General features: G+C 38.5%; 14 protein-coding genes. 7 read left to right on the top strand and 7 right to left on the bottom strand.

Annotation, left to right across the window (positions count from 1 at the left end; translation table 11 throughout):
- Positions 1-19: 19 nt before the first annotated feature.
- Positions 20-1,582, top strand: coding sequence for a bifunctional UDP-sugar hydrolase/5'-nucleotidase (locus tag MHB40_RS07345; protein WP_342442988.1), 1,563 nt, complete (start codon positions 20-22; stop codon positions 1,580-1,582).
- Positions 1,583-1,641: 59 nt separating this feature from the next.
- Here MHB40_RS07345 and MHB40_RS07340 read toward each other — a convergent pair whose 3' ends face one another.
- The 4 genes from MHB40_RS07340 to MHB40_RS07325 form a co-directional block, all read right to left on the bottom strand.
- Positions 1,642-2,433 (bottom strand): GNAT family N-acetyltransferase, encoded by a 792-nt coding sequence (locus tag MHB40_RS07340; RefSeq protein ID WP_342442987.1) that lies wholly within the window; start codon positions 2,431-2,433, stop codon positions 1,642-1,644.
- Positions 2,426-4,225 carry an ABC-F type ribosomal protection protein gene (gene abc-f, locus MHB40_RS07335; protein ID WP_342442986.1) on the bottom strand — a complete coding sequence of 600 codons (1,800 nt, stop codon included), beginning with the start codon at positions 4,223-4,225 and terminating at the stop codon, positions 2,426-2,428. Before abc-f ends, MHB40_RS07340 begins: the two co-directional genes overlap by 8 nt.
- Positions 4,226-4,329: 104 nt before the next feature.
- Positions 4,330-4,470 (bottom strand): RAxF-45 family protein, encoded by a 141-nt coding sequence (locus MHB40_RS07330; RefSeq protein WP_004232534.1) that lies wholly within the window; start codon positions 4,468-4,470, stop codon positions 4,330-4,332.
- A 171-nt stretch (positions 4,471-4,641) separates the two neighbouring features.
- The gene (locus MHB40_RS07325) at positions 4,642-5,670 is read right to left on the bottom strand and encodes an AbrB family transcriptional regulator (protein WP_342442985.1); all 1,029 of its coding nucleotides are present in this window, start codon (positions 5,668-5,670) and stop codon (positions 4,642-4,644) included.
- A gap of 205 nt (positions 5,671-5,875) precedes the next feature.
- Here MHB40_RS07325 and MHB40_RS07320 point away from each other — a divergent pair, with 205 nt between their 5' ends.
- From MHB40_RS07320 to MHB40_RS07295, 6 genes are all read left to right on the top strand, one after another.
- Positions 5,876-6,325, top strand: a complete 450-nt coding sequence (locus MHB40_RS07320; protein ID WP_342442984.1) for a LytTR family DNA-binding domain-containing protein — start codon at positions 5,876-5,878, stop codon at positions 6,323-6,325.
- A gap of 1 nt (position 6,326) precedes the next feature.
- Complete coding sequence (locus MHB40_RS07315; protein ID WP_342534225.1) at positions 6,327-6,731, top strand: DUF3021 domain-containing protein; 405 nt, start codon at positions 6,327-6,329, stop codon at positions 6,729-6,731.
- 6 nt (positions 6,732-6,737) lie between these two features.
- The gene (locus MHB40_RS07310) at positions 6,738-7,658 is read left to right on the top strand and encodes an ABC transporter ATP-binding protein (protein WP_342534224.1); all 921 of its coding nucleotides are present in this window, start codon (positions 6,738-6,740) and stop codon (positions 7,656-7,658) included.
- Positions 7,658-8,533 carry an ABC transporter permease gene (locus tag MHB40_RS07305; RefSeq protein ID WP_342534223.1) on the top strand — a complete coding sequence of 292 codons (876 nt, stop codon included), beginning with the start codon at positions 7,658-7,660 and terminating at the stop codon, positions 8,531-8,533. Before MHB40_RS07310 ends, MHB40_RS07305 begins: the two co-directional genes overlap by 1 nt.
- A 696-nt stretch (positions 8,534-9,229) precedes the next feature.
- The gene (locus MHB40_RS07300) at positions 9,230-9,985 is read left to right on the top strand and encodes a DUF2087 domain-containing protein (RefSeq protein WP_342534222.1); all 756 of its coding nucleotides are present in this window, start codon (positions 9,230-9,232) and stop codon (positions 9,983-9,985) included.
- An 18-nt stretch (positions 9,986-10,003) separates the two neighbouring features.
- Positions 10,004-10,345 carry a GIY-YIG nuclease family protein gene (locus MHB40_RS07295; protein WP_342534221.1) on the top strand — a complete coding sequence of 114 codons (342 nt, stop codon included), beginning with the start codon at positions 10,004-10,006 and terminating at the stop codon, positions 10,343-10,345.
- Between the two features lie 52 nt (positions 10,346-10,397).
- Here the strand turns inward: MHB40_RS07295 and MHB40_RS07290 are convergent, their stop codons facing one another.
- The 3 genes from MHB40_RS07290 to MHB40_RS07280 form a co-directional block, all read right to left on the bottom strand.
- Complete coding sequence (locus MHB40_RS07290) at positions 10,398-10,778, bottom strand: MmcQ/YjbR family DNA-binding protein (protein WP_342534220.1); 381 nt, start codon at positions 10,776-10,778, stop codon at positions 10,398-10,400.
- A gap of 83 nt (positions 10,779-10,861) precedes the next feature.
- Positions 10,862-11,680 (bottom strand): YitT family protein, encoded by an 819-nt coding sequence (locus MHB40_RS07285; protein WP_004232517.1) that lies wholly within the window; start codon positions 11,678-11,680, stop codon positions 10,862-10,864.
- Positions 11,681-11,767: 87 nt separating this feature from the next.
- Positions 11,768-13,066 (bottom strand): M48 family metallopeptidase, encoded by a 1,299-nt coding sequence (locus tag MHB40_RS07280; RefSeq protein ID WP_342534754.1) that lies wholly within the window; start codon positions 13,064-13,066, stop codon positions 11,768-11,770.
- Between the last annotated feature and the right edge of the window lie 24 nt (positions 13,067-13,090).

Raw genomic sequence — 13,090 nt, 5'->3', positions numbered from 1 at the left:
AATGATCGGAGGATCACATATGACAGTAAAAACCTTACAAATACTTGCCACTAGCGATATTCATGGCTATATAATGCCCACTACTTTCCGAAACGACTATCATGAAGCACTGGGCTTAGCAAAGCTCGCAACCATCATTGAAGAAAAAAGACTTGAAATGCCTACCCTTTTAATTGATAATGGTGATTTTATTCAGGGAAGTCCCATGACTTTTTACCATCAGAAATTTCAAGCTCAGGAACTCAATCCATTGATTCAGGTCGCCAATGAGCTTCAATACGATGCCATGGTATTCGGTAATCATGAATTTAATTATGGTCAACAGACATTACAATCCGTTATAAGCCAATCGAATTTCCCATGGCTGGGAGCGAATATTGTTACGGAGGATGGCAAACCTTTTACGAAGCCTTATATAATAAAAGAAATAGAGGACGTTCGACTAGCTATTTTGGGTGTGACAACACATTTTGTGAAAAAATGGGAGGAACCCCTACATATCCAGGGACTTCACTTTGAGGATGCCTTTTCAAGTGCTAGCTACTGGGCAAAATGGATTCGTGCGAATGAACAAATTGACGTGCTTATTCTTTGCTATCATGGGGGCTTTGAACGAAATCTTGAAACGGGAGAATTACTCGAAGCAGAAGATGGTGAAAATCAAGGATACCGCATGTGCGCAGAAATTGAAGAAGTAGACATTATCATTTCTGGTCACCAACATCGAGAGATTAGCACAAAGATCAATGGGAAATCTATTGTTCAGCCTGGTTCTAAAGGGACTTGCATTGCAATGATTGAACTAGAGGTTGTAATGGATGAGCAACATACGATTCAATCCATTGCTCATACACCTGCACTTATTTATAGCTCGGAAAACACGATACCTCAAAAATCCGTTTGCCAGATCATCTCTCCTACATTTGAAAAAACCGAAGCTTGGTTAGATGAAACGATTGGCGTGATTGAAGGAGATTTGCAAATCGAAAATCCTTTTCTGGCGCGTATTCAAGAACATCCTTATATAGAATTTATTAATCGCATTCAAATGGCGGTGTCTGGGGCTTCAATTTCTTGTACGGCTCTTTTTCATAATGAACGAGGTGGCTTAAAGCAAGCTGTCACCATGCGTGATATTGTTACAAACTACATTTATGCCAATACTTTAAAGGTACTTCGATTAACTGGACAGGACATCTTACAGGCCCTTGAACAATCGGCTAGCTATTTTACAGTCGAGGGAGGACAGCTAAAAGTCGCAGAAGCTTTTCTGCATCCTAAGGCACAGCCCTATAATTATGATATGTGGGAGGGAATCGAGTACAGCTTTGACATATCCAAACCTATTGGAGAACGTGTGACGAAACTATTGTACAACGGCAAGGTTATTAATAAGGGTGAGGAATTTAATGTCGTAATGAGCAGCTATCGTGCTACAGGAGCAGGAAATTTTGACTTTTTAAGAACTCGCCCCGTTGTAAAAGAAATACAAATGGATATGACTGAATTAATTGCTGATTATATTTTAAAGCATCCCTGCATCCAAGCAACTTGTAATCAAAATTGGCAAGTACAGTTCTAAAAAATCGCCAAATTCCTTGTAAGCACTACAGGAATTTGGCGATCTTTATGTGTAGCTATTTAAGCCTGTTGGCGAATGTCTTGAATGCTCTTCCCTTCAGTAAATGCATGGATGGATGCAATGGAGCCCACCGATTGAAAATTTGCCTTTTCATAGACCTTGGCAACCTGTTCACTAATCGGTAATATCCAAAGATTGTCCAATCCCAGCTTGACTGATTGCTGTTGGATATGCTGCAACATATAGCCGATTAAACCACGTCCTCGATAGCTTTCCGTTGTTACAACACTTTCGATCCTTCCTTGATTTCCTGATATAAAAATATTTGCCGAACAGCACGCCACTCCATCTAGTCTTAATAAATAATACGTAAAATGTGGTGAATGATACGTTTGCTCAAATGCTTTTTTTATTAAAGAAGGCTCCCCAAAAGCAGCAATGCTCATTTCTACTGCTAATGCTTCCTCCATATTCACATCCGTTACACGCTCAATTTGGATGGCAGGATTAGGTGGAAGTGGCGTATATTCACCGTTCCAGCACTGAATTTCATTCACAAATTGCTCATATTGAAAGCCATAAGTCTCTAATGCCTCTATACATAAATGGTTTTCTTCAAGATTATACAAATAAATTCGTGGAATCAGAGACTTTGATTGGTAGAAATCTTTGATGTTTTGTAAAAACAGATCCGGCTGTTCAATCTTCCCCCAAATCTGTGCATGATTTGCATCATAATAGGTTGGGATAGCCTGATTGTAAAATAAGGCCCCCTCCTTCCAAACCTCCACTTCGCTAAAACTCTTCACATAATCTATATCAAGCTGCATAATGCGTTCTAAATTAAACATGCTCCGCTCCCCCTTCAAACCATCTTTCATATAAATGCTCTAATTGCAATTCAAGCTTCTGCCGTTGTTCATTAGCAAGCGATGGTGCTTGTAGTTTTATCTCTAATTTTTCAATTTGTTGTTCAATCGTTAATTCTTTTTTTGCTGGCTGCGTTTTATTCGCAGGTTGTTGTTCAATCGTTTTCTTTGCGAACTCCTGTCGTTTTTGTCTAGCCCACTCATAATCTCCCTCAAAAACCTGAATCGTTTGGTTTTCAATCCACGCCGTTTTCGAGAAAATTTTCTGTAAGAAATAACGGTCATGTGACACCCCAATAATCGTGCCTTCAAAGGATTCTAGTGTTTCTTCCAATACTTCTCTTGCTTCAATATCTAAATGGTTTGTGGGCTCATCTAAGATTAAGACATTGATATCCTCATGCATTAATTGTGCTAAACGTAAACGCATTTTCTCTCCACCACTTAAGTCCTTCACTTTTTTAAAAACATCAAAGCCATAGAACAAAAATCGTGCGAGTATATGACGGGCTTCCGCCTCTGACACGGCGACACGTTCACGAAAGGCATCAATTAATCGGATAGCAGGGTTTTGATGTTCAAATTGTTGGGAGAGGTAGCCAAATTTCACATTGCTCCCAATATGGCACACTCCCTGATTAGGAACGATTTCACCTAACATCATTTTTAATAATGTTGATTTTCCACTACCATTGCTCCCAACAATTGCTAATCTTTCTCCAAAATAAACAGCTAGATTGCTGTCCTTCAATAAAGGCTTATCAAAGCCATGATGAAGATCTTGTAAAAGCACTACCTCTTTGCCACTACGCTCAGCCATCGTTAACGCTAAATTCATTTTCTTTTTAGTGATTGGCTTCTTAACTCGCTCAATACGTGCTAATGCTTTTTCCATACTTTTTGCACGTCGATGCATCGAGGCGTTTGGTGGATTCGCCTCATTCGCCCACTGCTTTAATCGTTTTATCGTTTCTTGCATCTTTTTAATTTTCTTTTGCTGCTCTTCATAGTTTGCAAACTGTTGTTCAATTTTTGCTTCTTTTTGTGCTATAAAAGCATCATAATGGCCGTTATACGTAAAAGCCTCCCCATCCTCAATTTCGATAATCTTCTGGGCTACTTGATTCATGAATTGACGATCATGGGATACGACAATGACAATCCCCTCAAAGTTTCGCACATAATTTTCAAGCCACTCAATGGCTTGCATATCCAGATGGTTCGTTGGTTCATCTAATAACAAAATAGAGGGCTTTTTCAATAAAATTTGTCCAAGCATAACCTTTGTTTTTTCTCCACCACTTAAGCTACTAAAAGGTTGTTCCAGCAAATCTACTATACCCAGTCCATTTGCAATCATTGCCAACTGGGCATCTACTTCATAGCCCCCTGCTAGCATAAATTGCTCCTGCAGTTGACCATATTGTAAGAGTATTTTATCTGTGACAGTCGACTGCATCTCTTGCTCAAGTGCCGTCATTTTTCCCTTAATTGCATAAATATCCGCAAATGCTTCCTCTAGCACTTCTTTCACAGCATGCTGTGGGTAGTGTGGAATTTGGTGTAAGTAGCCAATCGTCGCTTCTTTACTTTTAATAATTCGACCTTTTTCAGGCACCTCTACCCCTGCTAGTAGCTGTAATAAAGTCGTTTTACCACTGCCATTCACGCCAACAATGGCCACATGCTCGCCTTTATTTACCTCTAGCTGTAAATTCTCGAATAATATATTCCCACCCATAATTTTTTGGATTTGTTCAGCTTTCATTTGCATCGTTTTTTCCTCCAATGAAACGTGCGAAAACATCTTTAGACCACAAAAAAGACTGCTCCTTAACAAGCAGTCTTTTTCTCATTTATATGTGTGAAAAAGAATGGTTAATTCGCTACGTTTGTTATTTGATTTTGCTTAAAAATGGACAGACCTATCCCGTTGTTCGCAAAATCGAAAGTAATCACACGTGCAAAATACATAGCTGTATCCACTTTTACACATGTTTTCGTAGCGTTTTTATTCATTCCTTTTCACCTCCGTTCATAATAGTTATAACTATCATAACATTATTCAGATTATTTGGAAAGGGAAAATTTAACGTTCATTTATCATTATTCAATAATTCTATACTAAAAAATTGTATGAATGATCGGAATTAGCACAAAGAAAAACATGAGAGGTTGATTCATCCCCCCTCATGTTTTCACTTTTTTCACAAATATTTTCACCACAGGCACAAGGAGAATTGAGACCACTAGTACACGAAATAGCTGAAAAGCCGTAACAATTGTGACATTGGCATGTACAGATGCGGCGATAATTCCCATTTGATCAAGACCACCAGGAACAATACTTAAAAAGCTTGTCCTAAAATCAAGGCTGTACAACGCTGTCATCACAAATGTTAAACCATAGGCTGCCCCGATAAAAATGCCTGCTGAGACAAATGCATAAAAGATATGCTTCTTCGATAAATGTAAATCCTCTTTTTTCAATAACAACCCAATATAAATCCCAAGCATGAGTTGGGCGATATGTAGTAATGATAGCGGTAATTTCGGCACTTCCACCCCTGCCATATTTATACCCATTAATAAAAACACTGGGCCAAGCATATAGCCTGTTGGAATTTTTAGCTTTTGTGCCAGCCACCCTGCGCCACCACATACAACAAGTATGCCAACAAGGTTCCATGTATACGCTCCATCAATCATAGAACTATTGCCACCTGCTCCTGACACCATTAAAGGAACAAAGCCAACGATTAAAAGAACACGAAGGATTTGAAAGAACGTGATGACCACCATATCCATGTCTTCTTGCTCCTCCGCAAATGCCACAACCTGTGACATGCCCCCAGGTACACAGCACGTTAAGGCAGTCGCAAAATCCAAATCGGTACGCTTTGCAACAAGAAAACTCACCGCAAAAAATAGCAAAATAAATAGGATGTTTAACACGACCATGCTTCCTAAAAAAAGCTTAATATCCTGTACAGCTTCTGGTGTAAAGGCATAGCCGATAGAATACCCTGCTACAACTAAACCAAAATTACGGAAAGAATGATGCCATTTTAACTGGACATTGGTTGATAGCTGCACGATGAGCACCGCTGTAATCGCTCCTAACAACCAAGGCATCGGTATATGTAAAAATTGAAAAATCACAGCACCTATTAAACCAATGCATAATGTGATGAACATATGCTTATCAAAAACAAACATGGTAGCAACCCCTTCAACTCGATAAGCCTATTATGACGTTTAAGCATCTTTTTTTCTACCGGGCCGACTTTTGAGCTGTTTGCTATCGCTTAAAAAGAACCTGTTATCCATCAAATAAAACCTCTTATCAAACAATTTATCCTTGTTAAAATTTTCTATGCTACATTAGTAATACCTGATTCAGCGTTTTAAAAGGAGGCCTCCTATGAAAATTCATTTAACCATCAATCATGAACTCGAAGAAACAGAGGTTCATATTCATGCCAAGGAATATAATGAGCAAATTGAAAGATTGATGAAGCAGCTTCAAGCATCCCAAACGACGATGCTAGATGGGTATTTTCAACAAGAAATTCATCTGTTAAAAATTTCTGATATTTATTCCATTTACGCAGAGGATGCCAAAGTATTTTTGCAAACAGATGAGCAAGAGTTTGAGTCAAAGCGAAAATTATATGAGCTAGAGGCACAGCTAACCAAGGATTTTGTACGAGTGAGTAAATCTACGCTTGTCAATATCCATAAAATCGCCTCTATTCAAATGGGCAAAATCGGCACTACACAACTATTACTCGAAAATGAAGTAGCCATTCATGTCAGTCGAAAATACTTAAAAGAATTAAAGCGACATTTAGGTATTGGGAGGGATTTATAGCATGAAGTATTTACGCATGATGATTATTGGACTACTCATTTCCCTTAGTTCTTCTTACATCTTAGTCACATTAAGCGTCCTTTCAAACAATGCGGTTATGTCAGGAGCAGAATTACTGGAGGAGATTATCATTGCTACCATTCTTGGTATTGCGATTGGACTATTTTCCGCCATTTTTGATATCGAGCCAATCCCTTTTACGGTTCAGCTACTTTTACATTTAATCGCTGTCACAGCATGTGTATTAACGGCAGGCTATTTCGGGAATTGGTTTGAACATTCAGGTGTGACATATGTGCTACTATCGGAAGCTATTATTTATCCCATTGTTTGGTATATTATATATGTTTTTCAAGCAAGGGATATTGAAAAAATGAATCAAGAAATTCAAAAGAGAAGGGATTAACCACTCATGACTTTTGCGATAAAAGTTGAAAATTTATGTAAACAATATGGTGTGCAACATGCTGTTAATGGTATTTCATTTACTGTCGAACAAGGCACCCTATTCGCTTTTTTAGGTGCAAACGGTGCTGGTAAATCTACAACGATTGAAATTCTTTGCACATTACTAAAAAAATCGAGCGGTCAGGTAACCATTAATGGTTTCACTCTTGATGCAAGCAATGATAATGCAGATATCCGTAAATCTATCGGTGTCGTTTTCCAGCAAAGCCTATTAGATGAGCGATTAACAGTACGCGAAAATATTCTCCATCGAGGCAAAACATATGGTTTATCGAAAACACAGCTTACTGAAAATTATCAATTTGTTTCCACCTATTTGCATTTAGAGGATATTGAAAAGAAAAAATATGGCACATTATCAGGGGGACAAAAAAGGCGAGCAGATATTGCTCGTGCATTGATTCATCGTCCTAGTATTTTATTTCTGGATGAACCTACAACCGGTTTAGATCCACAAACACGGCAATTTGTTTGGCAGGCTATCAAGCAACTTCAGTTGGAAACCAATATGACCGTTTTTTTAACAACCCATTATATGGAGGAAGCGGCAGTTGCTCACCAAGTCACTGTCTTAAAGCAAGGAAAAATTGTCGCACAGGGGACACCCGATGCACTGAAGACAAAATATGCCTATGATTCAATGGCTCTCGTTTTTCATCATTCGAAGGAGGGTGTAAAATTTCTTGAGGAAAATGCGATCTCCTACACAGAGAATCAAGGGATATACACCATCCGTTTAACTTCTACCTTACAGGCACTTCCCTTTTTAAAAAAAGCTGAGCCACTCATCGCTTCCTTTGAAGTCATTAAAGGATCCATGGATGATGTCTTTCTTCATATTATGGCTGAGGGGGAGGTTGCGTAATGGAAGCATTATTTAATTTAGTTTTGCGTAATAACAAAATATTTAGGCGGGATAAAACACAGGTGTTCTTCTCCCTACTATCAGTCATCATTGTCATTGTGCTGTACGCTGTCTTTCTCCAAAAGATGCAGGTAGATGCCATTGAACGACTAACAGAAGCTACGCCTGAATTGATCACTATGGTCAATGAATGGCTTGTAGCAGGATTACTTTCCATGATTGCTGTTTCGACTACACTTGGTGCCTATGGCATTGCTGTTAAGGATCAGGAGTCAAAAGTGCAAGCCGATTTTTTAACCGCTCCCCTTTCTCGTGCAACCATTCAGTTAAGCTATGTACTCAATGCGTTTATTATCGGCTGTATTTTTTCCTTTATCGCTCTCATAGGCTGTGAAATCTTTATTGTAGCAGCGGGTGGTAAGCTTCTAAGTTTTGGGGATTTTGTGCAAGTAATGGGCATCCTATTTTTATCTGTCTTGCTTGCAAGTGTCTTTAACTTATTTCTTTCGTTATTTGTGTCGACACAAAATGCTTTTTCAACACTCAGCACAATTGTTGGTACATTACTTGGATTTTTATGTGGTGTTTATGTTCCTCTTGGAGCTCTACCAAGCTTTGCTCAACATGTAATCATGTACTTCCCAATTAGTCATACAACACTATTATTACGCAATGCTTTTATGGAGAGCTCTATTGCAAATGTTTTTGAAGGTGTGCCTGTTTCCTATGTGGAAGATTATAAAATCAATTATGGCATTGTTTACGAGCTAAATGGACATATACTTAGCTCCTCAACAAGTCTAATTGTGATTGCTTGTACAATCGTAGTTCTTTCTCTAGCATCTATGATTCTATTTAAAAGAAAATATAAATAAATATTAACCAACATCATGACACATCGTTTAGAAAACGATGTGTTAGTGTTGAAAAACAAAACAGTCAATTGAAAGGTAGAAATGAAGTTCCGTTGCAGGCTACTTGCTTTCCTGTGGGTGAGCGCCGAATCGCTTCCTCCGCTACCGCTCCGTTTAGAGTTTTGCCTGTCTCGCTATCGCACGGGAGTCAAGTAGCCCTCCACTCCAACCCACTTTTTAGCAAAGGTTTTCAAATAAAGGAAAGGTCTTGACTACTCATTTTATGGAGGGGTGTTGTCACGCATCACTTCTCCACATTGAAAATAAAGAGCCTATCCCCTCTAAGAATACAAATAATGGGCGATTTAATTGCTATGCTACTATGAAAAAAAGTAAAGACACTTTGCAGAATGGTTGATTGGAGTGGAGCCAGCGTTACTCCTAGGGGATTTAGCGTCACAGAGGAGACCCTGGAGCGAACGAAAGTGAGTGAAGCGGCTCATCGGACGCCCCCTGGAAAGGACGCTGGCGGAACGGAAATCAACCCCTCACCTTGCCAAGTTGCTTTTTCTGCCGTTGACATTATCTTTTTGCAACATCATGACACATCGTTTAGAAGACGATGTGTTTTTTATTGCATTAACACAAACATTTTGTTATTTTAAATATAAAATAACAAACAAATTTTAAAATTGTTTGTTTTTCGGAGGATTCCCAATGGATGTAAATGAATTGTTTTGGCAAGCTCCTATCGATGATCTTAAAAAGGGTTACATCGATGAAGCGACACACTTCACTTGCCTACTGTGCGGTGAAAAAGTAGAAAAAGGCATTATTTATCCTTATGAAGGCTTACTGTATGAAGCAGAGAAAATGATGCAGCTCCATATTACATTGGCTCACCAATCTGTTTTTCATTATTTAAACGGTCTCAACAAAAAAATGACAGGCTTAACAGAACATCAAAGTCATATTTTACGCTTATTTTATGAGGGACAATCAGATCAGGAGATAAAAGAAGAATTAGAGATTGGCAGTGCCACAACGATCCGCCATCACCGTTTTGCTTTAAAAGAAAAGGAACGCCAAGCCAAAACATTGTTGGTGATGATGGAGTTACTAAAGGAACAAGATCAGAAGGAGGAACCATTTGTGCCTATTCATAAAACAGCTACGATGGTTGACGATCGCTATAACGTAACCCTCACGGAAGAACAGCAAATATTGGAGAAATTCTTTCCACAAGGTATAGGCAAGGAGCTAGTACGCTTTCCTAAACGTGAAAAGCAGAAAATTGTAGTACTTCGAGCCATCACAAAGCTTTTTGATGTAGAAAGACAATATACAGAAAAAGAATTAAATGAAGTCATCAAACCAATATATGAAGACTATGTTCATATACGTCGTTACTTAATTGAATACGGTTTTCTGGACCGCAAAGCAGATGGTAGTGCCTATTGGGTAAAAAAATAAGAAAGCAGGTTATTAAAAATGGATCATAAAAAAGAGTTAAAAGAAATGTATAAAGAGATGAAAATTGAAGCTGGTGTTTTTACCATGACTAATAAACAAACAGGAAAAGTGTTTGTGGGTAGCTTCAATAATTTAAAGCGTTTAAATGGCTTTCAATTTATGCTAAAAACCAATACACATACGAACAAGGAGCTTCAGACAGATTACATTTCATATGGTCAAGAAGCTTTTGAAGTGGTTATCGTTGAGCATTTAAAGAAAAAAGAAGAGGGCTATTTTGACGCCAAAAAAGAACTCGAAAAGCTGGAGCAAAAATGGCTCGACACGCTAAAGCCTTATGGTGAACGTGGCTATAATTAGTAATTATATAGTAGCGCATTTGCCAGTAAGTAGATGGTAAATGCGCTATTTATCACTCAGTTGTCTTGCTTCCAACGGATTGAATTTCCTGTTGAGCTTTCTTCGTTAATTTATTGAAAACAAGCTCATAGGAATGTTGGATAAGATTCTCTACCAAATCCATCGGAACATCTTCAGCATCCATATAAATAGAATTCCAATGGGTTTTATTCATATAGTAACCAGGTATAATGCTGTCATATGCTTCCCTTAATTCCTCCGCTCGAGAAGGCTCACATTTCAACGTAAGCACAGGTTTGCCCATTGCATTGCCCCCAAGCATGGCATACATTTTTCCACCGATATGATAGCGATCTGCTTGCCACTCCTCTTGATAGTCATACGTTGTTCCTTGAAGCTGTAAACAGTAAGCATGAATTATTTCTTTTTCCATCTTTACGATCCCCTTCCTACCACAAATAAAAACACACGTTCGATTACGGTTAGTATAACCTAAAACGTGTGTAGAGAATAGCATTATTTAGTTGTACCACGATCAAACATCCCGATAACCTCTGTTGTTTGTAAAATATTCACAAACGACTTTGGATCAGTTTCCTTAATCGTGCTTTTCACATCAGCTAGTTGGTAACGCGTAATAACAGTGATTAACACTTTCCGACCTTCACCAGAGTATGCTCCCTTTGCATCGATAATCGTTACCCCACGATGCAGCTTTTCTAATAGCTGCTGTTTGACCTCGTCCCCTTTACTCGTAATAATCATCAGCGTTAATTTAATATGGCTCGTATGAATTGTATCAACCACTTTTCCAGTTGCATAAATGGAAACAAGCGTTAACAATGCTGCATCCCAGCTAAAGACAAAACCAGAAGCTGCCACTACGATACCATTCATAGCTGCAATTAGCGTACCGAGTGGAAAATCGCGTTTGCGACTAAGTAGCATAGCAATAATATCAAAGCCCCCTGAGGAGCCAGCCGCTCGGAAAATCATGCCCATTGCAAAGCCTACAATAACACCGCCAAATAAGGACGCGAGAATTGGCTCTTGTGTCGCTTTGTGTATCGGAATAATATATAAGCTCACTGACAACACAGCCACCGAAAGAATGGTATAGCTGATAAATCGCTTGCCAAGCTTCATCACACCTAAAATCAGTAAAGGCAGGTTAAGCAGTAAATTTAACACACCTGTATTCAAAGGGGTAATAATCCCAAGCATGATGGCAATACCACTCAACCCACCACTCAAAATTTCATGGGGAATTAATAAATAATTATAGGCAAAGGCTACTAAAATGGAAGAAAGTGTAATTATAATCACATTTCGCATAATGCTATCCCCTATCAATCAACGACCAAATTTTGATACATCTTTGTCATAGACTACCCAATTTACTCCCATGAAAAACCTATCCTCTTACTTTTTCTTCTGTTCTTCCTTTAAAGGCATATTTTGCTTATGCTCCCCAGTATCCGCAACCTTATAGATCCGCTCCAGCATCGGTGGATGTGTATAACGGAACCACTTCACTAAGAGTGGTGGGTTCACTTCACTTAAGCCTGAAATCGTTAGCTTTTGAAACGCTGTTACAGCCGCTTCTCGATCATTCATAAGGTTAATCGCATACTGATCTGCTCTCGTTTCCTGATATCTTGATATAAAATTGGACACTGGATTGGAAGCAAATAGTAATATAGAGGTAATGAGTAAAAATAATGGATAGGAACGAATGCTACTGATTTTATTAATTTTAAAAACCTGTCCATATCGTGAAATCAAGCGACGCATAATTTTCGCCGTTAGCCATAACCCTATCAACATTAAGAATAAATAGCCTGCAATGCCAAAATAAATATGCTTTTCTACATAATGTCCCATTTCATGTGCCATGATAAATAAAATTTCATTGTCCGTTAGTCTATTTAATGTAGTATCCCAAAGCACAATTCTCGAATTGCTCCCAATCCCTGTCACATAAGCATTTAAGGCATTGGTCTTTTCTGCCATATTGACCTCATAAACATGCTCTGCCGGAATATTTGCCTGTGTAGCAAGTGTAAGTATCTTTGTTTCCAGCTCTTTATTTTTTAGCGGATAAAATTCATTGTACAAAGGATCAATGACAACTGGCTGAATGAACATTACAAAGATTGTAAAGGGGATGGTTAAAAGCCAAGCATAGAGCCACCATCTTTTTTCGCTCTTTTTAATGAGCCAATAAATTACCGTAACAATAATCAAGCTAGTGCCAAAGTTCACCCAAAAATCAATGACACCGTCCTTCATCCAAGATGCAAATGCTTGTGTACTGATGCCATAGCTTTTGCTAAGATGATAGCGATAATAATCAAGCGGGAATAGCACGATATATAGTAATAAAGATAATAGGAATAAGTAGCCTGCATTTTGCAATAGCTTCCACTTCGTTTGGGAGGTCGTCACTTTTTCGAAATAACGAGATACGCCCAATAGTAAAATCAAGATGTAAATAAGCCATTCTAAAGGTGTGGCTACAAAGAATATAAAGTTCCGTATTTTTGAATATTCACCACTTAAAAAAAGCTCCTTGCCAGACATAAACATCACTGGATCTGCCGCCGTTCCTTGTAAGGCACTCGGTATTTTACCACCACCGCTATGGAATATATACCAGTACATACAAAGCACGTAAACACCGAAAAGTAGTAGTGTAACAATGCCCATTTTTTTCGCTATGTTATTTCCCCCTCATATCACCCA

The organism is Lysinibacillus sp. FSL K6-0057, from assembly GCF_038630885.1.
GTDB lineage: Bacteria > Bacillota > Bacilli > Bacillales_A > Planococcaceae > Lysinibacillus > Lysinibacillus fusiformis_F.
This window is presented reverse-complemented; position numbering and strand designations above follow the sequence as displayed.